The 25,838-nt window shown below is 48.6% G+C and carries 23 protein-coding genes; 22 read left to right on the top strand and 1 reads right to left on the bottom strand.

The features are described from left to right. Positions 1-3: 3 nt before the first annotated feature. The gene (locus MHB46_RS14080) at positions 4-957 is read left to right on the top strand and encodes a ribose-phosphate diphosphokinase (RefSeq protein ID WP_013308125.1); all 954 of its coding nucleotides are present in this window, start codon (positions 4-6) and stop codon (positions 955-957) included. Positions 958-1,025: 68 nt separating this feature from the next. On the opposite strand, the gene MHB46_RS14075 is transcribed toward MHB46_RS14080, so the two are convergent. Beyond that, the gene (locus MHB46_RS14075; RefSeq protein WP_023986434.1) at positions 1,026-1,226 is read right to left on the bottom strand and encodes a hypothetical protein; all 201 of its coding nucleotides are present in this window, start codon (positions 1,224-1,226) and stop codon (positions 1,026-1,028) included. A 74-nt stretch (positions 1,227-1,300) separates the two neighbouring features. On the opposite strand from MHB46_RS14075, the gene pth reads away from it, so the two are divergent. The 21 genes from pth to nadC all read left to right on the top strand — a co-directional run bounded on the left by pth (position 1,301) and on the right by nadC (position 25,832). After that, a complete protein-coding gene (gene pth / locus MHB46_RS14070) occupies positions 1,301-1,861 on the top strand; it encodes an aminoacyl-tRNA hydrolase (RefSeq protein ID WP_061831840.1) in 561 nt (186 codons plus the stop codon). Positions 1,862-1,947: 86 nt separating this feature from the next. Next, entirely contained in the window at positions 1,948-2,178 is a 231-nt protein-coding gene (locus tag MHB46_RS14065) for an anti-sigma-F factor Fin family protein (protein ID WP_013308128.1), read from the top strand. A 134-nt stretch (positions 2,179-2,312) separates the two neighbouring features. After that, positions 2,313-5,840 (top strand): transcription-repair coupling factor, encoded by a 3,528-nt coding sequence (gene mfd / locus MHB46_RS14060; RefSeq protein WP_341162630.1) that lies wholly within the window; start codon positions 2,313-2,315, stop codon positions 5,838-5,840. Next, positions 5,824-6,942: a peptidylprolyl isomerase gene (locus MHB46_RS14055; protein WP_165179752.1), complete on the top strand. Its 1,119-nt coding sequence runs from the start codon at positions 5,824-5,826 to the stop codon at positions 6,940-6,942. The genes mfd and MHB46_RS14055 overlap by 17 nt, the downstream gene beginning before the upstream one ends. Before the next feature lie 167 nt (positions 6,943-7,109). After that, positions 7,110-7,652, top strand: coding sequence for a stage V sporulation protein T (spoVT, locus tag MHB46_RS14050; protein ID WP_023986438.1), 543 nt, complete (start codon positions 7,110-7,112; stop codon positions 7,650-7,652). 140 nt (positions 7,653-7,792) lie between these two features. Then, positions 7,793-9,451 (top strand): putative polysaccharide biosynthesis protein, encoded by a 1,659-nt coding sequence (locus MHB46_RS14045; protein ID WP_341162629.1) that lies wholly within the window; start codon positions 7,793-7,795, stop codon positions 9,449-9,451. Positions 9,452-9,609: 158 nt separating this feature from the next. Beyond that, a complete protein-coding gene (gene mazG, locus MHB46_RS14040; protein ID WP_341162628.1) occupies positions 9,610-11,109 on the top strand; it encodes a nucleoside triphosphate pyrophosphohydrolase in 1,500 nt (499 codons plus the stop codon). A gap of 333 nt (positions 11,110-11,442) precedes the next feature. Continuing rightward, positions 11,443-11,715, top strand: coding sequence for an HU family DNA-binding protein (locus MHB46_RS14035; RefSeq protein ID WP_341162627.1), 273 nt, complete (start codon positions 11,443-11,445; stop codon positions 11,713-11,715). Continuing rightward, the gene (locus MHB46_RS14030; RefSeq protein WP_016818913.1) at positions 11,715-11,993 is read left to right on the top strand and encodes an RNA-binding S4 domain-containing protein; all 279 of its coding nucleotides are present in this window, start codon (positions 11,715-11,717) and stop codon (positions 11,991-11,993) included. Before MHB46_RS14035 ends, MHB46_RS14030 begins: the two co-directional genes overlap by 1 nt. Before the next feature lie 178 nt (positions 11,994-12,171). Then, positions 12,172-12,456, top strand: a complete 285-nt coding sequence (gene yabP / locus MHB46_RS14025; protein WP_025721693.1) for a sporulation protein YabP — start codon at positions 12,172-12,174, stop codon at positions 12,454-12,456. Continuing rightward, on the top strand, positions 12,453-13,031 hold the full coding sequence (gene yabQ, locus MHB46_RS14020; protein ID WP_013308136.1) for a spore cortex biosynthesis protein YabQ: 579 nt from the start codon (positions 12,453-12,455) through the stop codon (positions 13,029-13,031). Before yabP ends, yabQ begins: the two co-directional genes overlap by 4 nt. Positions 13,032-13,035: 4 nt before the next feature. Then, positions 13,036-13,365 carry an FtsB family cell division protein gene (locus MHB46_RS14015; RefSeq protein WP_341162626.1) on the top strand — a complete coding sequence of 110 codons (330 nt, stop codon included), beginning with the start codon at positions 13,036-13,038 and terminating at the stop codon, positions 13,363-13,365. 123 nt (positions 13,366-13,488) lie between these two features. After that, complete coding sequence (locus MHB46_RS14010; RefSeq protein ID WP_014279051.1) at positions 13,489-14,013, top strand: S1 domain-containing RNA-binding protein; 525 nt, start codon at positions 13,489-13,491, stop codon at positions 14,011-14,013. Between the two features lie 504 nt (positions 14,014-14,517). Next, the gene (gene spoIIE, locus MHB46_RS14005; protein WP_023986443.1) at positions 14,518-17,025 is read left to right on the top strand and encodes a stage II sporulation protein E; all 2,508 of its coding nucleotides are present in this window, start codon (positions 14,518-14,520) and stop codon (positions 17,023-17,025) included. A gap of 126 nt (positions 17,026-17,151) precedes the next feature. Further along, positions 17,152-17,901, top strand: coding sequence for a hypothetical protein (locus MHB46_RS14000; RefSeq protein ID WP_341162625.1), 750 nt, complete (start codon positions 17,152-17,154; stop codon positions 17,899-17,901). Then, complete coding sequence (locus MHB46_RS13995; RefSeq protein WP_103049279.1) at positions 17,885-18,823, top strand: protein kinase domain-containing protein; 939 nt, start codon at positions 17,885-17,887, stop codon at positions 18,821-18,823. Before MHB46_RS14000 ends, MHB46_RS13995 begins: the two co-directional genes overlap by 17 nt. 65 nt (positions 18,824-18,888) lie before the next feature. Continuing rightward, positions 18,889-20,337, top strand: coding sequence for a tRNA lysidine(34) synthetase TilS (tilS, locus tag MHB46_RS13990; protein ID WP_053324327.1), 1,449 nt, complete (start codon positions 18,889-18,891; stop codon positions 20,335-20,337). Between the two features lie 47 nt (positions 20,338-20,384). After that, a complete protein-coding gene (hpt, locus tag MHB46_RS13985; protein WP_025721686.1) occupies positions 20,385-20,924 on the top strand; it encodes a hypoxanthine phosphoribosyltransferase in 540 nt (179 codons plus the stop codon). Positions 20,925-21,021: 97 nt separating this feature from the next. After that, positions 21,022-23,061, top strand: coding sequence for an ATP-dependent zinc metalloprotease FtsH (gene ftsH, locus MHB46_RS13980; RefSeq protein WP_341162624.1), 2,040 nt, complete (start codon positions 21,022-21,024; stop codon positions 23,059-23,061). 277 nt (positions 23,062-23,338) lie between these two features. Continuing rightward, positions 23,339-24,952: an L-aspartate oxidase gene (nadB, locus tag MHB46_RS13975; protein ID WP_341162623.1), complete on the top strand. Its 1,614-nt coding sequence runs from the start codon at positions 23,339-23,341 to the stop codon at positions 24,950-24,952. Next, the gene (nadC, locus tag MHB46_RS13970) at positions 24,942-25,832 is read left to right on the top strand and encodes a carboxylating nicotinate-nucleotide diphosphorylase (protein ID WP_341162622.1); all 891 of its coding nucleotides are present in this window, start codon (positions 24,942-24,944) and stop codon (positions 25,830-25,832) included. The genes nadB and nadC overlap by 11 nt, the downstream gene beginning before the upstream one ends. Positions 25,833-25,838: the final 6 nt, after the last annotated feature.

The raw sequence follows: 25,838 nt of genomic DNA, 5'->3' as shown, positions 1-25,838 counted from the left end.
TTAATGACTTATTGCGATTCCAAACTCAAAATATTTACTTGTAACTCCAATCCGAAGTTAGCCCACCAGATTGCGGACTACATCGGCATCCCAATGGGGGAATCCCATACCACATCGTTTAGTGACGGTGAAATCCAGGTTAAGCTGTCGGAAAGCGTACGCGGCTGCCATGTGTATATTGTGCAGTCAACTTGTCTGCCGGTTAACGACAACTTGATGGAGTTATTGGTTATGATTGATGCACTTAAACGCGCTTCTGCCAAAAGTATCAATGTCGTTATGCCATATTACGGTTACGCTCGTCAGGATCGTAAAGCTCGTTCACGCGATCCGATTACAGCGAAGCTTGTCGCTAACTTGATTGAAAAAGCGGGAGCTCACCGCGTAATCAGCATGGATTTGCATGCGATGCAGATTCAGGGATTCTTTGATATTCCAGTAGATCATATGTTGGGAGCGCCAATTCTGGCCCAATATTTCCGTTCCAAGCAAATTGAGAACCCGATTGTCGTTTCACCCGATCATGGCGGGGTTGTTCGTGCGCGTAAGCTGGCAGACTTCCTGAGTGCGCCGCTCGCTATTATTGATAAGCGTCGTCCAGAGCCAAATGTCAGTGAAGTGATGAACATCATCGGGAACATTGAGGGTAAAACGGCTATTTTAATTGATGATATCATTGATACAGCCGGAACGATTGTATTAGGTGCAAATGCGCTTAAAGAAGGCGGCGTAAAAGATGTGTATGCGTGTTGTACACATGCTGTGCTGTCCGGTCCTGCTATGGAAAGACTGGAGAATTCGCCATTAAAAGAGGTGGTTGTGACGGATACAATCCCGATCGTTCACCCGAATCCGACAAGCAAGCTGAAGGTATTGTCTGTGGCTCCATTAATGGGAGAAGCTATCATCCGTGTGCATGAAGAATTGTCGATCAGCAAACTGTTTGAAATCGAATAAGCGCTGGCTCATTAAAAAAGGGGTTGCCTTTTCCATATGGAAAAGGTAACCCCTATCAGCATGTCAGGCTAAAAGCCTGGGCGAGATATGAATGTGAAACGTTGACGATTGTATAGTGTGTCCTCTATTTCGACGAAATGCTCATTAAAACGCGCAACGATGCCAATCTGAATATGTACATTCCCGTCATAGATCTGGACAGGAACGGAATGTTTTAAATGATATAGAAAATGGCTGTCATATAAGAGGATATCACCTTGATTGAGCATACCGGCACGCACCTTCCTATTCAATACAACTATTTTACCAAAAAATCAAGACTGCGAAAGAGGGTGTCAAAGTTATGAAGTGGATTGTAGGATTGGGCAACCCCGGTCCCCAATACGAGAAAACGAGACATAATGTCGGATTTATGGCATTGGATGCTCTTGCCTCGCGTCATAACATCCAGATTAACCAAAGCAAATGCAAGGCGTTAATTGGAGAGGGTCACATTGGTGGCGTAAAAACCGTACTGATTAAGCCAATGACCTATATGAATCTATCAGGCGAGTCTTTACGTGCTTATATGGACTATTATAAGGCCGATATGGAAGATCTGATTGTCGTGTACGATGATCTGGATACAGAAGTCGGTAAAATAAGATTGCGTTATCAAGGTAGCGCAGGCGGTCATAACGGCATTAAATCGATCATTCAGCATACCGGCACGCAGTCCTTCAATCGGATTCGTATGGGCATTTCCCGCCCGGAGCCTGGACATGCTATTGTTGATTATGTTCTGGGTACCTTTCCCAAGAAGGAAAAAGAATTACTGGCCGGAATGATCGAGGACACGTGCAACGCCTTAGAACACAGCTTGAGTCATCCGTTTGAACGGACGATGGCTGAATTCAACAAGTAAGTTCAGACGTAGGGAGACGGGCTTAAATGGAAGATTGTTGGACATACTGAAAGGTATAGAAAACTTTCAGGAGGCATATACATTACATGATTGTTAATTATGTATGCAGACATTGTCGAACTTTCTTGGGACGAATTGATTCCGCGGCAATAACCGAAGAAAGGTTGGGCTTCCATTCCTTGACCCCTGCCGAACGTAGAGATATAATAGCGTATAATTCGGGTGGTGAAGTGACCGTCAAAGTCATTTGCGAGCATTGCAGTCAGGCATTGGAGAATAATCCAGAGCTGAGTCTGCTCGTTAATCCGCTCCAATAACAGGTATTCAACTGGTAGGATGTACCAGCTTGAGAGGTGAAGCGGCAATTCCGCTTATGGAGCCTTGGCAGCATTGCTGAGGCTTCTTTTTCGGTTTACATGTAACTATTTATAAGCATAAAGGGGTGCCTTTTTTGTTACAAGCACTTATTCAGGCTTTTACGAAGGATGCTGATTATGCATCCATTGCAGCAGGTATTTCATCAGGGATGAAGGAACAACTGATATCAGGTTTATCAGGCTCTTCCCGACAGGTACTGATGGCCGCGCTTGCCGAAGATACCGGACGACCGTTAATGGTCATGACGCACAATATGTTTGCCGCTCAAAAAATAGCAGATGACTTACAGGAAGCGCTTTCTCCTGATCAGGTTTTATTGTATCCTGCTAATGAGCTGGTAGCTGCTGAAGCTGCAATATCCAGTCCAGAGACATTGTCCCAACGAATTGATGTATTGATACGCTGCGCCCAGGGTTTTCGTGGGATTGTTGTCGTGCCGTTTTCTGGTGTCCGACGTTTACTGCCAATCCCGGAAACATGGCGTGAGGCTCGTATTGAGCTGAAAGAAGGCGAGACGCTTCAGCTGGAAGCGTTTTTGCTACATATGGTCGAGATGGGCTACCAGCGTGTAGAGCGTGTGGAATCACGTGGAGAGATGAGCGTACGCGGAGGAATTATTGATTTTTATCCAATGACAACCCGTTGGGGTTATCGTGTGGAGCTGTTTGACGATGAAATTGATTCGATCCGTAAGTTTGATCCGCAAGATCAGCGTTCGGTGGAAAAGGTTCAGAACGTTACCGTAACACCGTGTAAGGAAGTTATTGCGAATAACCAGCGTATGGACCAGGCGGCGGATGCCGCTGCGATTTTGTTGGAGGAGCAGCTGGGCAAAATGACGGATCGTCAAGCTAAGCAGCACCTGAAAGAAGAGATCCATCGTGAAATTGAGTTGCTGCGAGAGCATGTGTATTTTGACGAAATCTATAAATATATCTCCCTGCTGTATCCTGAACGTAAAACCCTAGCAGACTATATGCCGGAAGATACGATTCTGATTATTGACGAACCGGCACGTATGCTGGAAACAGCCAAGCAACTGGAACGGGATGAGTCAGAATGGAACCTGCATTTGCTTCAAAACGGTAAAACGTTACCGCAGCTAGAACTGTCAGATGACGCGGACAATCTCCTGTACAACCGGAGATTTCAGACGTTGTTTCTGTCGATTTTCCTCCGTCAGGTTCCTCATACCCAGCCACAAAATATTTTGAATTTCATCTGCCGAGGAATGCAGGATTTCCATGGCCAAATGAATGTGCTCAAGGCGGAGATGGATCGTTGGCGCAAAGCCGGCACGCAGGTTATGATGCTGGCAAGTGGAGATGAACGTCTGGACCGGATGCGCCGAGTGCTTGAAGATTACGGTATTGATGAGCCGACGATGGCTATCGGCAATCTGCAAAGCGGTTTTGAAATGCCATCTATTCATCTGGCAGTCATTACCGAGGGCGAGATGTTTTCCCAGAAGCAGCGGAAAGCTCGTAAGCAGGGCCGGCATGTGGACAATGCAGAACGGATTAAGAGCTATAGCGAGCTGAAGGTGGGCGACTACGTCGTACACCAAAATCATGGGATCGGGAAGTACATGGGGATCGGCACGCTGGAGGTTGGCGGTATCCATAAGGATTACATGCATGTCCTCTACGCGGGTGGAGATAAGCTGTCTGTGCCGATTGAACAAATTGATCTGATTCAGAAATATGTCGGCTCAGAGGACAAGGAACCCAAGATTTATAAACTGGGTGGCAATGAGTGGACACGGGTTAAAAGTAAGGTGCGCAGCTCGGTTCAGGATATTGCGGATGACTTGATTAAGCTATATGCAGAACGACAGTCGGCACCAGGGTTTGCTTTTGAAAAGGATTCACCGGAGCAACAAGAGTTTGAGGATATGTTCCCGTATGATGAGACACGTGACCAGATTCGGGCCATCGAAGAGATTAAGAAGGACATGGAGCAGAGCCGCCCGATGGATCGTTTGCTATGCGGTGATGTAGGTTACGGCAAAACTGAAGTTGCCATTCGTGCTGCTTTTAAGTCTGCTATCGAAGGCAAACAAGTAGCGGTGCTGGTACCGACGACGATTTTGGCACAACAACACTATGAGACGTTCCGTGAACGTTTTTCAGGGTATCCGTTCAATATTCAGGTATTGAGCCGTTTCCGCTCGCGCAAAGAGCAGAATGAGACGATTAAAGGAGTTCGGCAAGGCACAGTCGATATTGTCATTGGTACCCATCGTCTGTTGTCGCAGGATCTGGTGTTTAAGGACTTGGGAATGCTGATTGTCGATGAAGAACAGCGATTTGGCGTAACCCACAAGGAAAAGCTGAAGAAGCTGAAAACGAACGTAGATGTGCTGACGTTAACGGCAACACCTATTCCGCGTACGTTGCATATGTCCATGCTGGGTGTACGTGACTTGTCAGTCATTGAGACGCCACCGGAAAACCGTTTTCCAGTGCAAACCTATGTGGTTGAGCACAGCCAGACTTTAGTTCGTGAGGCCATTGAACGCGAGATGGCACGCGGTGGACAGGTGTACTATCTGTATAATCGCGTGCAGGGCATTCAGGAGATGGCTGCAGAGATCAATGCGCTCGTACCGGAGGCCAAGGTGGGCGTGGGCCACGGACAGATGTCCGAAACCGAACTGGAGAAAACTATTTTGGACTTCCTGGATGGCGAATATGATGTGCTGGTCAGCACGAGCATTATTGAAACCGGAGTAGATATCCCAAATGTGAATACACTCATTGTGCATGATGCCGATAAAATGGGGCTTTCCCAGCTTTACCAGCTGCGTGGGCGTGTAGGTCGTTCCAATCGGATTGCCTATGCTTATTTCACGTACCAGCGGGATAAGGTGCTCACGGAAGTGGCGGAGAAGCGCCTTCAGTCGATTAAAGAATTTACGGAGCTGGGCTCCGGCTTTAAGATTGCAATGCGCGATTTGTCCATCCGCGGCGCGGGTAACTTGCTTGGCGCTGAGCAGCATGGATTCATCGCATCCGTCGGCTTTGATCTTTACTCGCAGATGCTGGCTGAGGAAATTAATAAACGTAAAGTCAGCGTACTTGGAGAAGAGGATCAGTCCAATCGGAATTGGAGTACGTCGATTGATTTAGGCGTCGATGCTTACTTGCCGGGTGACTATATTTATGACAGTATCCAGAAGATTGAGATCTATAAAAAGGTTGCAGCGGTCAGTACCTTTGACGAGGCTTCTGAACTGGAGGATGAACTGGTCGACCGATTTGGCGATCTGCCAGAGGCGGTGCGTCATTTGCTAGCCGTGGCCCGTCTCAAGGTATATGGGCGCATGTATGGCATCGAGTCCATGGTACAACGGGATGACAATATCGTGTTGAAATTCCATGAAGGGCGCCAGCAGGCGGTACAGACCGCCAAACTTGCCGAGATTGGTAATCGCTTTGAAAGACGTGTACAATTTGAACAGGGCACTTCTATGAGCGCACGCATAAAGGGCAAAGGTCTAAGTGATCCACAGTTGCTAGAACTGCTGGAACAATTTTTGAGTGCATTGAAAGAAGCATTCACATTGAAGGAGGAACTGCAAAATGCCACAACTAAATAAAAGAAAACCTTGGAGAATGCTCTCCTTGGGAATGGCAGCGCTGCTAGCTATATCCGTGCTGGCAGCATGTACGAAGCAAGCGGATGAGAACAAGGTCAAGGATGAACCGAAGGACAACAGCAAGGTTGTCGTGACCTATAAGGGTGGAACGATTACCGAAAATGAGTTCAACCAAGAAATCAGCATGATGAAATTCCTTTACCCGGAATATGAGGCTGCGTTAGCTTCGGATCAGGTACGGGAGCAAATTGTAAAGCAGGAAGTGGTGTACAAGCTTCTGGCGGCCAAAGCGGACGACAAAGCCAAGGAGCAGGGTGCCAAAGAAGGGAACGAACAGCTGGAGCAGTATAAAAAGTCAGTCGGAGAAGATAAGTTCAAGACATTTCTGAGTGATAAAAAACTGACCGAACAAGGTGTGAAAGATTACTTCACGCGTGTAATGACGGTAATCAACAGCGAAACCAACAAAGTAACAGATGATCAGCTAAAACAGGAATTTGAGAAAAATAAAGATCAATTCACGACAGCAACCGTGCGCCATGTATTGATTAACTTCGAAGATCCTAAAACGAAGAAACAGCGCAAAAAAGAGGATACCCTCAAGCTGGCCAAAGAAGTGAAGGCGAAGCTGGACGGAGGAGCCGATTTTGCGACGATTGCCAAGAAATATTCAGAAGACCCAGGTTCAGCGTCTAACGGAGGTCTGTATGAGAATGCATCCGTAGCGCAATGGGTACCTGCTTTTAAAGAGGCCGCTGAGACTCAACCGATTAACAAAATCGGGGAGCCAGTGGAAACGGAATACGGATATCACGTGATCAAAGTGGAGTCCCGCAATGAGCCAACGTTTGATAAATTGAAAGACAACGAAAAGGCAGCCCTGAAAAATAAATTGGCCGGGGAAAGTATCCAAAACTTTACCGAAAATGATTTGACGAAGCTTGATTTGAAAATCAATCTGCCGAAGGTACCAGCTACGCAAGAGAAAAGCGGTGCAACTTCCGGTGCCGGTAGCACAACTACACCGGGCGCAACAACAAACGGTACGGGCGATACCAATGCAGGAACAGCCAAAGATGGAGCTACAAACGAAGGTAAATAACTGAACATGCATAAGGAATTGGGAACAGATGAATACTATGGTCAGATATCACCATAAACACCATGACCGTGACGTTCTTCGTGACCGCTTCTGGGGGAGTGGAAGCGTCTTTCGATACCGTCAGTAGTTTACTAAATTCTTCTTGAGAAAGTGGGGCAACATGTGAAATGAAAGCTACTGGTATAGTTCGCCGTATTGATGACCTTGGGCGGGTAGTTATTCCAAAGGAAATTCGCCGCACCTTGAGAATTCGTGAAGGAGATCCGCTTGAGATTTTTGTGGATCGTGACGGAGAAGTCATTTTGAAAAAGTATTCACCTATTGGTGAACTTGGTGATTTCGCCAAAGAATATGCTGAGTCCCTGTTTGAAAGCACGGGCCATATTACAATGATTACCGATCGGGACACCATTATTACGGTGGCTGGAGGCTCTAAAAAAGAGTTTCTGGACAAGCCAATCGGTAGCATTATCGAAGGTAGTATGGATAATCGCAAAACTGTGCTGGAGACAGCCAGCGGCTCCTATGAGCTAACGCGAGACCACGAAGAAACACTCTCGTCCTTTGTGGCGGCTCCCATTGTTTCCGGTGGTGATCCCATTGGTTCCGTTGTATTGTTGAACAAGGACGAAAATGTAAAAATGTCCGAAATGGAGATCAAAATGGCTGAAACAGCCGCTGGCTTCCTGGGCAAACAAATGGAACAGTAACATCCCGTTTCACCCCTGTATGACGTACAGAATGGCGAAAGCCGTCCTACGTTGTACAGGGTTTTTTTCTTTCCGGGAGAAGAGGCGGTATAATAGGACTCGTGAAAGATGCATATTTCAGGTGGGAGTGAAGACGGAGAATGCAGGAAAATCGCGCCGCTTCGCGGCTGCTACGGGGTGCTGTCATTTTGACACTGGCAGCGGTAGTGAGCAAGCTGATCGGCACAGTGCAAAAAATCCCGCTGCAGAATATCGGCGGCGACGGCGTGTTTGGCATTTATAATACGGTTTATCCTTTTTATACGCTGTTCATTACCATTGCAGCTGCTGGATTTCCGGCTGCAATATCCAAATTTGTAGCTGAATTTGAGGCAGTGGGAAACCGGGCAGCGGGGCAACGTGTTGCTCGGCTATCTTCGCTTGTCTTGGGAGTGTTTGGATTGATCCTGGGCGTGCTGATGTATACGTGTGCGCCGCTCATTGGTCAATGGATCGACAATGCTCACGTCATTCCGTCGGTGAGGGCGGCGGCGTTTGCCTTTTTGTTCGTGCCGGTTATGGCGGGATTGAGAGGATATTTTCAAGGTTTGCAAGATATGCTTCCGACTGCTATCTCCCAAGTGACGGAGCAGGCGATACGGGTAAGCGTGATGATTATGCTGTTGCTGCTCATGCTGTCACAAGGAGCGGGGGCGGATATGATTGCCGCCGGAGCAGTGTTTGGTTCAGCAGCAGGCGGAGCAGCGGGCTTGGTCGTCATGTTGCTATATTGGCGAAATCACAGGAAGAGGCTTAGAAGGCAAGGGACGGTCATGGCGACAGTGCAAGCACAAACTGGAGAGCTACACCCAGCGGAAAGCAACGGTGCCTTACTAAAGGCGCTGCTGCGTTATGCCTTGCCTATTTGCCTTGGAGCGCTAGCCGTTCCGTTAATTAGTCTGGTAGACACATTTACCGTACCTCGATTGTTAAAGCAGGAGGGTTTGGACGATACTGCGGTTATGGTGGCCTTTGGCGTGTATAACCGAGGTCTGCCGCTGGTACAGCTAGTCATGATGTTTGCCACCACCCTGTCGGCATTATTCATTCCATCGCTGGCTGAGGCCCGGATAACCGGCGGTACGGAGCTGGCACGTCGCCAGTGCGAGCAATCGCTGCGCTGGTTTTGGTTGCTGGGACTAGCCGCTGCGACAGGCTTGATCGTGCTGGCTGTGCCCGTCAATGTGATGCTGTATGCGGACGACACCGGCAGCGGGGTCATGCGCTGGATGGCGCTAACCGCCGTAGGCGGCACGCTCAGCATCATCTCGGCTGCGCTGCTGCAAGGGCTTGGCGCGGTTCGCGCGCCGGCTCTGGCGATGCTCGCGGCCGCAGTAGCCAAGGCGCTGCTAAACTGGCTGCTCGTGCCGCAGCTAGGCACGGCTGGAGCCGCCATTGCGGGGGCTGTCGCCTATCTGCTGGCGGCGGTGATCAACATCGTGCTGCTGGCTCGCTTGGTAGGCCTGCGTGGGAGCTGGTCCGCCAGCGTGCTCAAGCCGGCGGCACTGCTTATCGCCCTGGCTGGTGCGGCCGGGGCGGCGATGTGGGGCACCAGCGCTGTGCTGGGTGCCTTGGGGTGGGTTGCCGGAGGTCGTGCCACGGCAGCCGCGGAGAGCCTGCTGGGCGTAGCCGCAGGCGCCGTAGTGTTCGTGATCGGCCTCGCACGCTTGAGGCTGATCACGGAAGCCGAGCTTGTGGCGGTGCCCAAGCTCGGACGCCCGCTGGCAGCCGTGCTGCGCAGGCTGCGTGTACTGACTTAGCCCAGGCATAGGGCTTAGGGCATGAAAGCGGCACAGCCATTTTATGAGCGTATACAACTTTGTGGTATAGTAAATGCCAAAGCAAAGGAAGCGGAAGCGGGTTAGGCCGTGTATTTTTTCGAGCATGAACCTTGTTTCTGCGAAACGGAGGATTGAATATGAGCGTAACATTAACGGTCGTAGGTCTGGGCTCGGGAGATCCGGATCAGCTTACGATAGGGATATTGAACAAAATGCGGGGCGCTTCAGCGCTCTATCTGCGGACCAAGGAGCATCCTGCGGTTCAAGTGCTGAATGAGTTTGCAGTGGCTTTTGAGTCGTTTGACAAGGTATATGAGACAAAGGAGTCCTTTCCAGAGGTATACGAGGAAATTACCAGCCAATTAATTACGACGGCTGTTAAGGCGGCAGACGGAAGCGAAATCGTCTATGCGGTTCCCGGTCACCCGATGGTGGCAGAAGCAGCGGTGCAGTTGCTTAAGGAGCGTTGTCCTGCGCAAGGGATTGAACTGAACATTCTGGGCGGCGAAAGTTTCCTGGATGAAGCTTTTGTGCGTCTTGGTTTTGATCCGATTGAGGGTTTCCAGCTGTTGGACGCAGGTACACTGGATGCCAGCTGGCTCCAGCCTCAGCTGCATACGCTGATCGGACAGGTGTATGACACCTTCACGGCATCTGATGTGAAGCTGTGCCTGATGGAGCGGTATCCTGACGATTATGAGGTGTATGTCGGTCACGCTCTTGGGGTGGAAGCTGAGGAAGCGGTGCACAAGGTGCCGCTGTACGAGCTGGATCGAGTAGAGGGGTACGGGAACCTATCCTTGGTATACATACCTCGCAGTGAAGATGAGGCGCTGAAACGGCGTTCTTTTGACCGTCTACACGAGATTGTCGATATTTTACGCAGCCCGGAGGGCTGTCCATGGGATCGTGAACAGACACATCAGTCGATTCGCAAAAATCTGATCGAAGAAACGTATGAAGTCATCGAAACGATAGATGAGGACGACCCTGAGCATATGAAGGAAGAACTGGGCGATCTGTTGTTGCAAATTTTGCTGCATGCCCAAATGGAAGAGGAAGTCGGAACCTTTAATGTGTATGATGTTATCCAGGGGCTGAATGATAAGCTTATTTTCCGTCATCCACATGTATTTGGTGACAATCAAGCGAATGATGCGGAAGAGGCACTGCAAAACTGGGAGCAGATGAAGGCTGAGGAAAAACGGCTTAAAGGCACGACGGCAGCAGACCCTTCCGTACTGGATGGGGTTCCACGTGATCTGCCTGCTCTTATGAAATCGTACAAGCTCCAGAAGAAAGCAGCTAAAGTAGGCTTTAACTGGGATAGCATTGAGGGCGTATTTGATAAATTAGACGAAGAAGTGGCTGAGCTGAAGGAAGCGGTTCGTGAAGGGCATGCCGTGGAAGCCCAGTTGCTGGAGTTAGGCGATGTGTTATTTGTTGCCGTGAATGCAGCCCGGTTCATGGGAGTAGATCCAGAAGAGGCATTGTCCGCCACTAATCGCAAATTTGTCGACCGTTTCCAGTATATTGAGCAGAAATTACGCGAGCAGGGGCGTCGTCCCGAAGAAAGCAGCGTAGATGAAATGGAAACTTACTGGCAGGAAGCGAAAAAGCTCCTTGGCAAAGCGTGATTCCACACATTCGCTTTTGGCTGCACAGACCAGTAAAATGAGACATATGCAGGGTTGAAAGAAGACCCAGTTTGAGAAGACTTGCCAATGGACAGAGTTTTGTAGTAGGATGTTGGCTTAACTGGGGTCGAATAAAAAAACGCCTGTCATTGCAGGATTTTTACGGACAAGCCAGAATAACTTGTAGTAATTCTGAAAATAACTGTAGCTTATAGTTAAGCGTGTTACAGTGACATTCAGGAGGGCTTCGGCCACAGTTGGACCTCACGTCTGCTCCATAAATGGACATGCAGCGTGATGATTATTTTTTGACATTTGGGAGGCTTTTATCTTATGAACAAGACAGATCTGATCAACAATATTTCCAGCAAAAGCGGTTTGAGCAAACGTGACGTTGAAGCTGTATTGAATGGCGTTCTTGGTGAAATTACAGATGCACTCGCTGGCGGTGACAAAGTGCAACTGATCGGCTTTGGTACTTTCGAAACACGCAAGCGTTCCAGCCGTACAGGCCGCAATCCACAAACCGGTAACACGATTGAAATTCCAGAATCGACCGTTCCTGCTTTTAAAGCCGGTAATAAGCTTAAAGAAGCCGTTAACTAATGCGTCTTGATAAATTCTTGAAAGTCTCGCGGCTGATTAAGCGGCGTACGGTAGCCAAGGACGTCTCCGAACAAGGGAGAGTGCTGGTGAACGGACGCGAAGCCAAGCCGAGCAGTGCGGTCAAAGTAGGCGATGAAATTACCGTCCAGTTTGGCCAGAAGCTGGTGACCGTGCGAGTGGAACGGCTCGCCGACACTACACGCAAGGACGAGGCTGCAAGTATGTACACTTTGGTAAAGGAAGAGCCTATTGCCAGGGACAATGGTTTGAACTGGTAAGCAGACATCTGATTTTCTCATAACTGTACATGAAAGCATTCCTTCATTATTTTATGAAGGAGTGCTTTTTTTCTTTAGATGACGAGTTTTCGTCCATCATATGCTGATTAACAGCAAAAGCGGTTCTAAATCATACGGCCCCCTTCATAAGCTAAGAACAGAAGGAGGGGTACATGCCATGATTGAACAAGGGAAGTCCAAGCATCATGATCTGCGCATGCAAAGCCGCAAGCAACTCGATATTTCAGGCGTCAGCAATGTGGAGAGCTTTGACAGTGAAGAATTTTTGCTTCAGACCGAGCTGGGCCATCTCACCATTCGCGGACAACATTTACATATCAAAAACCTCAGTCTAGAAGAGGGGCTGTTGTCCATTGAAGGTCTGATTACTTCCCTCGTCTACCTGGAGCCCGGGGCCCCGGCCAAAAACGGAAAAAGCCTATTCGGCAAGATCTTCAAATGAACCCTTACACGCAATGGCTGACGTTGACGTGGATGCTGTTGTCGGGCATAGCCATGGGAGTGGTGTTTGACAGCTACCGGGTGCTGTCCATCCGCTTTCATTTTGCCCGCTGGAGCGTTCATATGTTGGACGTGCTGTACTGGGTGGCCTCGGCTTTGTTTATTTTCCGTGTGCTATACGCGAGTAATCGCGGTGAGCTGCGGTTTTATGTCTTTTTAGGACTACTTTTGGGGGTTTGGCTCTATTTTTGGGCCTTTAGTGTTACAACCCAACGTTTTGTGGTAATGTTATTAGAGATAGTTCGCAGACTGACGTTGATCGTGAACAGCATACTGCGCATCCTGATTGTTCTTCCGGTGTTAGCGCTGTATCGGCTGTTACGCAAGCTGGTCGGATGGACATGGGCACTAATTGTGTTCCTGGGAAGGATGCTGATATACATCCTGATGCCGGTTTGGAAGCCGATCCTATGGCTGATCGGTCCGCTTAAAGCGCGCTGGAAGACTCCAGAGTTGCTCGTAAAGCTGGGTATCAGACTGAAAAACACAGCGAAAAGATGGTTTGGAAGGAGGTAGTATCATGCGTAATTCGTCTGTAGATCGCCATTCATCTTCTACGTCCAAGTCCAACGCGGGCGGGCGCAGGCGAATCATGATTTGGTTGCTATCGCTTGCCGCCTTTGTTAGTTGGGCAATTTTTACCTTTTTTTCTCAAGGCATGATTATGGCCGATCGAAGTGAACAGCTCACCCAGAAGGAAAAGCAGAAGCAAGCTGCTACACAAACGGAACAACAGCTTCAAACCGAAGTGAATCGTCTCAAGGACCCTGAGTACATTGGCGAGATTGCCAGAAGCAAGTACGGTCTTTACAAACCGGAAGAGACGCCAATCATCGGAGATCAGAAATAGGAACATTATCGGGCCAATGCTTAGTTGACCTTGGTTCCGCCATTTTGTATAATCAAATCACCACAGCGGGATTTTTTTGCAAAAAAATCGGTTGTATATTTTAAGGGAGGATCATTTTATTCTATGGCAATTGAAGTGGGCACCAAGTTAGAGGGCAAAGTGACAGGCATCACGCATTTTGGAGCATTTGTGGATTTGTCTGGAGGTGTCACGGGTCTCGTTCACATCTCGGAAATCGCCGATAACTATGTTAAGGATGTTAACGACCACCTGAAGATTAATGATGTTGTGACGGTGAAAGTCATTAATGTTGACAAAGATGGCAAAATCGGGCTTTCCATTAAGCAAACGATTGACAAGCCGGCAAGTGAAGCCCGTCCCCCAAGAGCTCCAAGACCGGAGCGTACAGGAGGACCAGGCGGAGGCGACCGTTTCGGCGGTGGAGGTTCAGGTCCAAGTCAAGGACGCGGTGGTGGTGGCGGTGGTTTCAATCGCGATCGTGGAGGCCGTTCTTTCAAGCCTGCACCGGGTAAACCTTCATTTGAGGATAAAATGTCACGCTTCCTGAAAGATAGTGAGGAACGCATTTCGTCGCTGAAAAAGAACACCGAAGGTAAACGCGGAGGACGCGGCGCGAAGCGTGTTTAATTCACTTTGACAACCGTATCAATCATACACGGAAAACCGTACAGTCGAGAGACTGATACGGTTTTTTTGCGTTCTACCGACAACAGATGCGAAAAGCAGTGGCTGTGGGCGCTGAATCCAGTGGTTAGTCGTACGGGCATTTATGAGATTCGCAATTTTGATGAAGAAGAAAAGAGCTTCGATGCTGGAAAGCGGATGTTTTTTTTGTCGTGAGGACATAATCGTCCGACAAACTCCAACGGTTTTCCGTCTATCTTCTGTGCAAATCGCTAGATTGGACATCAGGATGAACGACATCGAGAGGTCATGTAAGGAGTAGCGGGCGCTTCTTCCATCGGCTTCCATACGGGCGTAGCTTGATGTTCAGAGTGATGCTCTGTCCTTTCGCGCAGAACGTTTTTTTGTCGGAAATTTCTTGGAATAAGACGTGGGGTTCTGACAAACTTTCTCAGTCGTTCCGGTTTAAGATAGGAACATCAAATTGATGAATGGGGTGCCTGACGCATGATGGAGAAATGGAACGTGGTACATTTTCCGGGGTTAAAATCTAGAAAGTCCAAATCCAAAGAGCGTACGGAAGGTTGGTCTTCCAGACTCAAGAAACGGCTGGATTCACATAAAGTGGTGCAATGGGTAACGGCGCAAAGATGGATGCTGCTATTGTCAGCTATGGGAGTTCTACTGGGACGCGCCACTATTTTGGACGAGCTTTCTCCGTTTGCCCTCGCTTATTTTGCGGTCATAACGTTTCTTCGGCGTGATCTGATGCTGCCTGTAGCTGTATCCGTTGTGTTAGGCAGCCTGTTAGCTCCTTACCCATCGTTATTTATGATTGGTGGCGAGCTACTGGTATTTTATCTCCTGTATCGCGGACTACGAACCTTCGACCGTCTGGAATTATCCTATGCCCCGCTTATGGTTTTCTTGTCGGTGTTTATGGTCAATTTATTTAACGCCGTGATGGCTCCAACTTTCACATGGTATGAGCTTATCATTGTGGGAACGGATGCGGTTCTCAGTTTTATGCTTACGCTGGTGTTCACGCAGGCCATACCGTTGTTTACGTACCGCAAGAAGACAAGCCAGCTCAAAAATGAGGAAATTTTATGTCTTATTATTTTATTAGCCTCTGTGATGACGGGAGCAGTAGGCTGGACTGTTCATTCATTGTCTGTCGATCATGTACTGTCGCGATATTTGGTCTTGGTGTTTGCTTTGGTGGGAGGTGCTTCGCTGGGTGCATCGGTCGGTGTAATTACCGGTTTAATTTTAAGCTTGGCCAATATGTCTGCAATTGTGCAGATGAGTTTACTCGCTTTTGCAGGTTTGCTGGCAGGAATGCTGCGTGAAGGGAAAAAGGGTGCTGTTGCACTTGGAATGCTGCTAGGCTCCTCAATTCTGACAATCTATTTGGACGGGACCGGAGACGTGCTGACGTCAACCTGGGAGAGCTGTGCGGCGATTCTATTATTCTTAATGACCCCCAAAAGTTTCTTTAAAGCGGTTTCTACCTATGTTCCCGGTACGCAAGACCACGCCAAATCTCAGCATGAATATGCCAAAAGGGTCCGCGATCTCACCGCAGAGCGGGTAACGAAGTTTTCCCGTGTATTCAGTCAGCTATCCCGCAGCTTTCACCAGATATCTGCGAGTGAGAGCACGAAGTCGGACGGAGAAATCGAACACTTTATGAATGCGGTGGCAGAAGGGACATGTGCCTCCTGCTTCAAGTGTGAGCAGTGCTGGGACGGCAAGTTTATGCAAACCCATCAGTATATGACGGAAATGATGAGCGCCATTGAGGATAACCCGGATTTGGAGCCGGAGCAGATCCCCCCGCAATGGAGCAAGGCATGTGCTAAAACGGGCGCTGTCCTGCAAGTGATGAAGCAGCAGTATAGCCTCTACCAACATAATATGCAGTGGAAGCGCCAAGTATACGATAGTCGTCAGCTTGTTGCTGACCAGCTATCGGGTGTTTCACAAATCATGGAGGATTTAGCGCGAGAAATTCAGCGGGAAGGGCAGACCATGCATCGGCAGGAGGAGCAAATACGAGAGGCTCTTGATAGACTGGGCTTGTCCATTCAATCCATCGAGATTATTAACCTGGATGCAGGTCAGGTAGAAATTGAGATTGTCCATGCCTATACAAGGGGATTTGATGAATGTCGGAAAATCATTGCTCCACTTCTGTCGGACATACTGGACGAGCATATAGCTGTGATGCGCGAAACGGAGGCAGATCGCCGCCAAGGCTTGGCTACAGTCATGTTCGGCTCTGCTAAAACGTATGAGATTGCTACAGGGGTAGCTAGTGCCGCCAAAGGAGGCGATTTTTTCTCAGGTGACAGCTACAGCATGATGGAGCTAGGGAACGGGACTTTTGCAGTCTCATTAAGTGATGGTATGGGGAACGGAGAGCGCGCGCAGCAAGAAAGCAGCGCAGCACTTAACATTTTGGAGGAATTACTGCAATCGGGTATGGACGAAAAGTTGGCGATCAAGTCGGTTAACTCTGTCCTGATGCTGCGATCACCTGAGGAAATGTACGCTACGGTCGATATGGCGCTGATTGATCAGTACACGGCCCAGACAACTTTTATGAAGATTGGGTCTACGCCGAGCTTTATTAAAAGAGGGGAGGAGGTCATCCCTGTATCTGCCAGCAACTTGCCGATTGGCATTATACAGGATATTGAAATTGATTTGGTATCACTGCAGCTCCAGCCAGGCGATATTCTCATTATGATTACAGACGGTATATACGACTCACCGGGTTACGCGGTTAATAAGGAAATATGGATGAAACGCATGATTCAGGAAATTGAAAGCGAAGATCCTCAGCAGTTGGCCGACTGTTTGCTAGAACGGGTTATTCGATACCAACAAAATCAAATCTATGATGATATGACTGTAGTTGTTAGTAAAATCGACCACTTCCGCCCAGAGTGGGCAACTCTCCATGTACCTGGCATGAGGTGGTTGGAACGTCCACGGACGGTGAGCTAAGCCGACATTGCCCGGGAAATTCCTTACCCATTTTTAAAAATCCGCATCCTTCGTTTGAATCGTTCCGGATTAGGCAAAGATAGAATCTATCGGGATAGATTAAGAGGAAGCGGAGGTCAAAAAACGATGAAGCAAATTTTGATCATTACAGACGGATGCTCGAATGTAGGTGTTAGTCCAGTCATGGCGGCTGCCCAGGCTTTACGGGAAGGTATTACAGTGAACGTCGCCGGAGTCATAGATTATGGAACTATTGGCGAGCTTGGCAGTGCGGAGATTCAAGAAATTGCTAAAGCAGGGGGAGGGTTTAGCCAAATCGTAGGGACAAAACAGTTGGCGCAGACCATGCAGATGATGACGCGCAAAACGGTGGTTCAAACCATTCAGCAGGCGGTTAATAGAGAGTTAACGCACATTCTGGGTAGGGGTGGCGCCAAACATATCGGTGAACTTCCTCCGGCCAAACGAGCCCAAGTGGTTGAGGTGATGGATGAACTGACAGAAACAAGCACCCTGGAGATTGCTTTGCTCATTGATGCAAGTGCGAGCATGAAGCCCAAGCTACCTGCTGTAGAGGACAGCATCCGCGATTTGCTGCTCAGTTTACAGTCCAGAAGCGGACACAGCCGTATATCTGTATTTCATTTTCCGGGCGGCAAAATGGGAGAAGACGCAGTCATGGATATCGGTTGGACCTCTGAGCTTAACCAGATCAAATCGATATTTGGACGCTTGCGGATGAAAGGGGCAACACCGACAGGTCCTGCCATTTTACAAGTGATTGATTATTACCGATATGTTACACTAGGAGAACAGAAAGATCTGGAAGAATCCTATGGCAAAGGAGAAGGGATGCTCGGTGACTACGTCGTCTGATCCCGTTCTTGCACCCGGAACGGTCATCAAGGGCAAGTGGAAGCGGAGCAGCTATGTCATCCAGCGCTTGCTGGGCCGGGGAGCGAACGGAACTGTATATTTGGTAAAAGAAGCACAGGCCGATCGGCAATTTGCTCTGAAAATGGGAAAGAACACGCTTGATCTGCAATCAGAGATTAATGTGCTGACCACATTGCAGTCTCAGGGGACTCAGGCCGCCCTTCAGCGAAATGGAAATCCTTCCTTTTTGTTTGAGGTGGATGATGTAGTGTTACGCAGCGGAGAAATCCCCTTTTATGTTATGCGATATGTTAAGGGTGATCCGCTTCATCGTTTTGTGGCAGCCAAAGGGCCGGAATGGTATGGTGTGGCTGGAACCGGTATACTGAATCGTCTGGCGGATCTCCATCAGGCAGGATGGGTGTTTGGCGACCTGAAGCCGCAGAATATTTTGGTCAATGCCTATGGAGAGGCTGAATTAATTGACTACGGTGGGGTGTCTCTTGCTGGTCGGAGTGTTAAACAATTCACAGAGTGGTATGATAGGGGATTCTGGAATGCTGGTAGCCGAAATGCCGATTCCCAGTATGACCTGTTTGCCTTCGCTCTTCTAACGATTCATATATTGGAGAGCGAATCGTTAAAGGCGGCTGCGAGCAGGCTGCCACAGTTGCGTAATACGGCAGAATTGACGGTCATCATTCGCCGTAGCCGTGTATTACGCCCCTATGCCGAATGGCTACTGGGTGCAGTGCGTGGAGAATATTCCGATACTCGTGCAGCGGCCCGATCTTGGTCACGTTTGGCTTCCGCACATGTCAGGCAATCGTCGGTCAAAAAAGGGAACCCACGCTGGCTGGGATATGCTTTCACGGTATCGCTTTTGCTGCTTGCCGGAGCGCTCTGGATTGCGTTAAGGTAGCAGCAGACTTACATAAGATAACAGATGATCATCATTTTTACGGTCGGGAGAAAAGAGGGTCGTAAATGGGAACAACAAAACCGACCGGTGTTGTACAGGAAGTGCTCGCCTTGGCGCGAGATCATTCACTGTGGAGCCCCGGAGACCGCATTGTGGTTGCTGTATCCGGTGGGCCGGATTCGGTGGCCCTTTTGCACATTTTACATGAAATATCCGTTATACATATGCCTTTACAACTCGTCTGCGCTCACGTTCATCATGGCTTCAGACCAGAGGAATCGGATGCGGAGGCTGAAGAGGTACGCAATATTGCCCGAAAGCTCGAACTACCATTTGAAATGACTCGGGTGGATGTACCCGCTTATATGAAGGAGAGCGGGAAGGGACCACAGGAAGCAGCCCGCGAGCTGCGCTACAGCTTTTTACATGATATGGCTACAAAGTGGGAAGCACAGCATATTGCAATGGCTCACCACGGCGACGATCAAGCCGAAACGGTTCTCTTGCACTTGCTGCGTGGTAGCGGCCCAGCAGGTTTGGCAGGTATGCGTTTGGCGCGCAGGGAAAAAAATGTGCAACTCATTCGCCCGCTGCTACGTATGTACAAGGCTGACCTGATTGAGTTTTGTAACTTTTATGATCTTTCCTATGTGATAGACAGCACTAATTTATCATCCAAATACCGTCGTAACGCCATTCGCATGGATGTGCTTCCTTTTTTGGGGCAATATAATGAGCGACTGACACCGTCCCTAAACCGGCTGGCCGAAACGATGGCTGACGAAAATGACTTTATGGAGGCATCCACGCTGTCGGCATACGAGAAAATGGTGCGCTTGGATAATGGCAGGTACATGTTTCCCATCGCTTCATACCGTAAGCTATCCGTTGCTTTACAACGGAGGTTGATTAAACTAATATTAAATTATCTGCCTTCGGACAGTGAAAATTTTGATTTTCGTAAAATTGAGACCGTTCGACTAAGACTTCTCCAAGAGGCATCGTCTACATGGAGTTTGGATTTGGGAGGCGGTGCGGTTGGAGTCCGCGAATATGACCAGGCGGTTTTGTTTGACCGTACGCAAGTCGTTATGGGCGAATGGTGCTATGGACTAAGTGTATTGCCTTTTTCCGGTGAGCTAGAGTTGCCTGAGGCAGGTGGTATACTTCGGTGGCGAAGGGCTTCCTATTCGGATGCGGACCATCCGGCGAATAAGGAGGAAGCGTGGTTCGACGCAGATCAATTGAGTCTGCCTTTGACTGTACGCTCGCGATTACCTGGAGATACCATGTATGTAATGGGATTAAACGGAAGAAAAAAGGTTAAAGATATTTTTATTGATGAAAAAATACCTCCTTCAATGCGTTCCGTTACTCCCATCGTCTGCGACCACGCTGGAGCTATTCTCTGGATTCCTGGCGTACGACGTTCTGTACATGCCGCAGTGCAAAAGCACACGTCTTCGGTTATATATATGTCATGGCAAAGACGAGAGAGTCCGGGGCACCGGTAATTGCGCAGGAACGGCTTTCATAGTATAAACTTAGGAGGTTTACACCGTTGCAAAATGATATTCAGGAAATATTGATCAGCGAAGAAGAAATTCAGAGTAAAATTAAGGAATTGGGTGCACAGCTCAGCGTGAAATATGAAGGTAAAAATCCATTGGTGATTTGCGTACTGAAAGGTGCGTTTATCTTTATGGCTGATTTGGTTAAAACCATTACAGTGCCGTTGGAGCTTGATTTCATGGCTGTATCAAGTTACGGAGCATCCACAAAATCCTCAGGTATCATCAAAATCATTAAGGATTTGGACGCATCTGTAGAAGGACGCGACGTTCTGATTGTCGAAGATATTATCGACAGCGGCCTGACGCTGACCCATTTGATTGAATTGCTTAAAAACCGTAATGCCAATTCGGTATGTGTCGTAACCTTGTTCGACAAGCCTGCACGCCGGACAGTTAATCTTGAAGCAGATTATACTGGATTTACGCTTCCAGATGCGTTTGTTGTCGGCTATGGTCTGGACTATGCCGAGCACTACCGGAACCTCCCATACATAGGGATCTTAAAGCCGGAAATCTACACCAGCTAATCTCAGCCTCCAGTCCTAGGACTAAATAAGGCCCTTTGTTGAGAAGGACTTACAGGCTATGGTAAAATAACTTAAGTGTCTCGAGAGGAGGTAGGGGATGAATCGGTTCATCCGGAATTCTGGTTTTTATTTGATTCTTTTTTTAGTTGTGGTGGGTATCGTTCAGTTTGTTAGCAACAGTAACGAAGCCTCCGATCTCCCTAGATATGACCAATTACGGCAAGAGGTTAAAGCTAATAACATCTCTAAAGTAACGGTCCAATTTGACGGTTACGCCTATCTTGTAACCGGTGCATATAAGAAGCAGCCGGCTAATGCTAAATCGACCAATTTTTCCGTATATGTTCCACCAACGGATCAAGCACTAAGTGAACTGGTGAATGCCAGCGAAACGAACGGGTTTGAATACGTGCAGAAGAAAATGGAAGGCGAAAGCATTTGGCTGACGTTTTTGACTTCTATCATTCCTTTGGTGATCATGTTCCTGTTGTTCTTCTTCCTGTTTAATCAGGCACAGGGCGGTGGCGGCAAAGTTATGAACTTCGGCAAGAGCAAAGCCCGTCTGTATAACGAAGAGAAGAAGAAGGTTACGTTCGAGGACGTGGCAGGGGCTGACGAAGAGAAGCAAGAGCTTGTCGAAGTTGTAGAATTCTTGAAGGACCCACGCAAGTTTGCAGCTGTGGGCGCTCGTATTCCAAAAGGTGTTCTGTTAGTGGGCCCTCCAGGTACGGGTAAAACACTCTTGGCGAGAGCTGTTGCAGGCGAGGCCGGAGTACCGTTTTTCAGCATCTCGGGTTCTGATTTTGTAGAAATGTTCGTCGGGGTCGGGGCTTCCCGTGTTCGTGATTTGTTCGAGAACGCGAAGAAGAACGCACCTTGTATCATTTTCATTGATGAGATTGATGCCGTTGGACGTCAACGTGGCGCCGGATTGGGTGGCGGACATGATGAACGTGAGCAGACGCTCAACCAATTGCTCGTAGAGATGGATGGATTCGGCGCAAACGAAGGTATCATCATCGTAGCGGCTACAAACCGTCCGGATATCTTAGACCCGGCGTTGCTTCGTCCAGGACGTTTTGACCGTCAAATTACGGTTGACCGTCCAGATGTTAAAGGCCGTGAAGCAGTATTGTATGTACATGCTCGCAACAAGCCATTAACGAAGGATGTTAAACTGGACGTAATTGCGAAACGTACAACAGGCTTTACGGGCGCTGATCTGGAAAATCTGTTGAACGAAGCTGCCTTGTTGGCGGCTCGTCGTAACCGCAGAGATATTTCGATGCGAGAAGTAGATGAAGCTATCGACCGTGTTATCGTAGGTACAGAAAAACGCAGCCGCGTAATCAGTGACCGCGAAAAACGAATTGTTGCTTATCATGAAGCAGGCCATACGATTATTGGTTTCTTCTTGGAAAATGCCGACATGGTTCACAAGGTAACGATTATTCCACGTGGACGTGCAGGCGGATATGTCATCATGCTTCCGAAGGAAGACCGCATGCTGACTACCAAGCAAGAATTGCTGGACAAAATCACTGGATTGTTGGGTGGACGCGTATCCGAAGAACTGTTCATTGGTGAGATCGGAACGGGAGCCTATAGCGACTTCCAGCAAGCGACAAGCATTGCACGCAGCATGATCGTAGAATACGGTATGAGTGATAAGCTTGGTCCGATGCAGTTCGGTACTTCACAAGGCCAAGTATTCCTTGGACGCGATATCGGTCATGAGCAGAACTACAGTGATCAGATCGCTTATCAGATTGACCAGGAGATGAATCGCTTCATCACTGAGTCTTATGAGCGTGCTAGAGAACTCCTGACCAAGTATTCCAAAGAGGTTCATTTGATTGCTCAAACCTTGCTGGTAGAAGAAACTCTGGAACTTGAACAAATCAAACGTTTGATCGAGACAGGTTCTTTGGATGGTGGCACGACTGAGGGAGAAGGAACACCGGAAAACGGTGAGCCTGTGATCGACAACATTGGAGACGTCCGTGTACGTATTCAAGGTAAGGATGACGAGCCTAAGAATACAACGGATCAACCGAATGATATCCCTAATCTGAAAAAGCCAGAGGATGATAACAATTCGGGCAACTCCGGTGGTACTCCACCGACAACAACCTAATCATCCGATGGATAGTTGAATAAGCGTATAGGTAAGCTCCGGGGAACCAGGTATTATTGGTTTTCCGGAGCTTTTTAAATGGAAGATTATTGCTAACGTGATTTGACAGACATCGGAACGTTGTGTACATTTATTGTTAAATAAACGGCTGTCGTCTTCTTAGCGTATAAAAGCCAACAGTCGCTGCAATCGACTCTCTATCATTTTGAACATATACGTGAGCGCATACTGTAGAACTTATGGTGTGCGCTATTCTTCTGTGAAATCAGGTGAAGGCATGATTCCAAGATATCTAGTTGATTTTGATGTAGCGGACTTGACCCGATTGGAGGCCGACGTGTTAATTATCGGCTCGGGGATTGCGGGCTTATATACGGCGATTAAGGCTGCGGAGAATCGGAAAGTGTTGCTGATTACCAAGAAGACTTTGATGGAAAGCAACACGCGTTATGCTCAAGGCGGCATTGCTGCTGTCACATCGGACGAGGATACACCTGCTTATCATATGGAAGATACTCTGATTGCTGGTGCAGGTCTGTGTGAATCTGAGGCGGTCAGTACCCTTGTTCATGAAGGTCCAGTTGGTATTCAAGAGTTAATACGTATGGGAACGGCTTTTGACCGTGTGGATGGTGAACTAGCGTTGACACGGGAAGGAGCGCATAGTCACCGGCGTATTTTGCATGCGAATGGAGATGCTACCGGTTATGAAATTGTACGTGCCTTATCAGACCAGGTTGCTGCCCATCCCGGTATCGAAGTGTGGGAAGAATGCATGGTAATTGATCTGCTGACGGAGCATGGTGAGTGTATTGGAGCCCTCGTCCAAAAGCCAGGTGGGGAAAGGTCGTATATCACTGCTAATGCAACGATTTTGTGCTCAGGAGGTAGCGGGCAATTATACCGTTATACGACCAACCCGGATATTGCAACCGGGGATGGTATCGCTATGGCATATCGTGCGGGGGCGATTGTACGGGATATGGAATTCATACAGTTTCATCCTACGGCGTTGTGTCATCCGGGCGCTCCAAGGTTTCTAATTTCCGAAGCTGTACGGGGAGAAGGAGCCGTATTACGCAATATTCACGGAGAACGCTTCATGGACAAGTATGATTCCCGGCAGGAGCTTGCACCCAGAGATATCGTAGCTCGTGCTATCATTCATGAAATGGAACGCATCCAAGCTGCGTTTGTATACCTGGATATTACGCATGAGCCACCTGAGCGGGTGAAGCAACGTTTTCCAACCATTTATCGGACATGTCTGTCATTTGGTTTGGATATGACGACAGACTGGATCCCCATTGCGCCTGCTGCCCATTATATGATGGGTGGTGTTCAGACTAATCTACACGGGGAAAGCTCCATTGCGCGTTTGTTCGCATGCGGGGAAACCTCTTCTACAGGTGTTCACGGAGCTAATCGTCTGGCGAGCAATTCGTTATCTGAAGCTATTGTATTCGCCAGCAGGATTATTGAGCGACTGCATTCATTGCCACCGCTAGTCGGCCATACGTTGATATCTTATAGCGATAACCGTACAGAGTTCCCGGCTTCATCCGTCGCGGAGCAGCGGCATAGGCTGCAAGAAGCAATGGTTCGTTATGCTGGAGTTCGTCGGCACGGCGAAGGGCTGCAAGCAGCATTAGATGAGTTGCAAGGGCTAATGCCTATTTTTGAGGCTGCGATCGCTAGCCGGGAAGAGATCGAATTTGCCAATTTGCTCACCTGTGCTTTATTAGTAACAGATGGTGCGCTGCTGCGTGAGGAGAGCCGGGGAGCGCATTATCGCGAGGATTTCCCTGAGACAGATGATAGCGTCTGGCGAAAGCATGTTCAGCAGCGACGTGAGCAAGGGATAACGGAGGAGTACGTTCATGACATCTAACAGCGAGCTTTATGGAGAGTTTAGTGGATATCAGGAAGAACTGACGGCACAAATTCGCAGCTGGCTGCGAGAAGATACGGGCTCTGGCGATGTGACCACGCGCTGGACGATTGAGCAGGGCCACCAATCCAAGGCTGTCATTCATGCCAAGGAGAGCGGCGTGGTTGCGGGGTTACCCGTGGCTGCCCTTGTATTTCAGGTAGTGGACCCTTCCTTGTCGTTCACTCCGCTGGTAGTCGATGGACAGTGGATTGAAAAGGGGAGCGTTTTGGCAGAAGTAACGGGGAGTACCCATGCAATCCTGACCGGGGAGCGATTGGCGTTAAATCTGCTCCAACGGATGTCTGGTATTGCCACGCGGACTCGGGCTTTTATAGATCAATTGCATGGTCTGTCCACTCGCTTGGTGGATACACGTAAAACAACACCGGGACATCGGCTGCTGGAGAAGTATGCTGTGCGTGTAGGCGGTGGCTCGAATCATCGCTTTGGCCTGTACGATGCTGTTATGATTAAGGATAATCATATTAAGGGTGCAGGTGGAATTGAACAGGCTGTAAGTCGAGCGCGCGCGAATATACCGCATACGATGACCATTGAAGTAGAGACGGAAAACATGAAACAAGTTCAGGAAGCCCTGGAAGCTGGGGCGGATATCATTATGCTGGATAACATGTCTGCCCAAGATATGAAGGAAGCCGTTCGGTTCATTCGGGAACGGGCACCACATGTCAAAACAGAAGCCTCGGGCAATGTATCGCTGGATACAGTGCGTGAGATGGCTGAGAGTGGCGTAGATGTGATTTCTGTAGGCAGGCTGACATACTCTTTTCATAACCTGGATATCAGTCTTGACCTTAACGCAAAGAAAGATAGGTGACACCCA

This window comes from Paenibacillus sp. FSL H7-0703 (assembly GCF_038003485.1).
GTDB lineage: Bacteria > Bacillota > Bacilli > Paenibacillales > Paenibacillaceae > Paenibacillus > Paenibacillus polymyxa_B.
The sequence above is the reverse complement of the archived record's forward strand: the minus strand, read 5'-3'. Positions and strand labels throughout refer to the sequence as shown.

Excerpts from the sequence above, each read along its gene's own strand:
- MHB46_RS14080 (WP_013308125.1), top strand. The coding sequence starts at position 4 with ATGACTTATTGCGATTCCAAACTCAAAATATTTACTTGTAACTCCAAT.
- MHB46_RS14075 (WP_023986434.1), bottom strand. The coding sequence starts at position 1,226 with ATGCTCAATCAAGGTGATATCCTCTTATATGACAGCCATTTTCTATAT.
- pth (WP_061831840.1), top strand. The coding sequence starts at position 1,301 with ATGAAGTGGATTGTAGGATTGGGCAACCCCGGTCCCCAATACGAGAAA.
- MHB46_RS14065 (WP_013308128.1), top strand. The coding sequence starts at position 1,948 with ATGATTGTTAATTATGTATGCAGACATTGTCGAACTTTCTTGGGACGA.
- MHB46_RS14055 (WP_165179752.1), top strand. The coding sequence starts at position 5,824 with ATGCCACAACTAAATAAAAGAAAACCTTGGAGAATGCTCTCCTTGGGA.
- spoVT (WP_023986438.1), top strand. The coding sequence starts at position 7,110 with ATGAAAGCTACTGGTATAGTTCGCCGTATTGATGACCTTGGGCGGGTA.
- MHB46_RS14045 (WP_341162629.1), top strand. The coding sequence starts at position 7,793 with ATGCAGGAAAATCGCGCCGCTTCGCGGCTGCTACGGGGTGCTGTCATT.
- mazG (WP_341162628.1), top strand. The coding sequence starts at position 9,610 with ATGAGCGTAACATTAACGGTCGTAGGTCTGGGCTCGGGAGATCCGGAT.
- MHB46_RS14035 (WP_341162627.1), top strand. The coding sequence starts at position 11,443 with ATGAACAAGACAGATCTGATCAACAATATTTCCAGCAAAAGCGGTTTG.
- MHB46_RS14030 (WP_016818913.1), top strand. The coding sequence starts at position 11,715 with ATGCGTCTTGATAAATTCTTGAAAGTCTCGCGGCTGATTAAGCGGCGT.
- yabP (WP_025721693.1), top strand. The coding sequence starts at position 12,172 with ATGATTGAACAAGGGAAGTCCAAGCATCATGATCTGCGCATGCAAAGC.
- yabQ (WP_013308136.1), top strand. The coding sequence starts at position 12,453 with ATGAACCCTTACACGCAATGGCTGACGTTGACGTGGATGCTGTTGTCG.
- MHB46_RS14015 (WP_341162626.1), top strand. The coding sequence starts at position 13,036 with ATGCGTAATTCGTCTGTAGATCGCCATTCATCTTCTACGTCCAAGTCC.
- MHB46_RS14010 (WP_014279051.1), top strand. The coding sequence starts at position 13,489 with ATGGCAATTGAAGTGGGCACCAAGTTAGAGGGCAAAGTGACAGGCATC.
- spoIIE (WP_023986443.1), top strand. The coding sequence starts at position 14,518 with ATGATGGAGAAATGGAACGTGGTACATTTTCCGGGGTTAAAATCTAGA.
- MHB46_RS14000 (WP_341162625.1), top strand. The coding sequence starts at position 17,152 with ATGAAGCAAATTTTGATCATTACAGACGGATGCTCGAATGTAGGTGTT.
- tilS (WP_053324327.1), top strand. The coding sequence starts at position 18,889 with ATGGGAACAACAAAACCGACCGGTGTTGTACAGGAAGTGCTCGCCTTG.
- ftsH (WP_341162624.1), top strand. The coding sequence starts at position 21,022 with ATGAATCGGTTCATCCGGAATTCTGGTTTTTATTTGATTCTTTTTTTA.
- nadB (WP_341162623.1), top strand. The coding sequence starts at position 23,339 with ATGATTCCAAGATATCTAGTTGATTTTGATGTAGCGGACTTGACCCGA.
- nadC (WP_341162622.1), top strand. The coding sequence starts at position 24,942 with ATGACATCTAACAGCGAGCTTTATGGAGAGTTTAGTGGATATCAGGAA.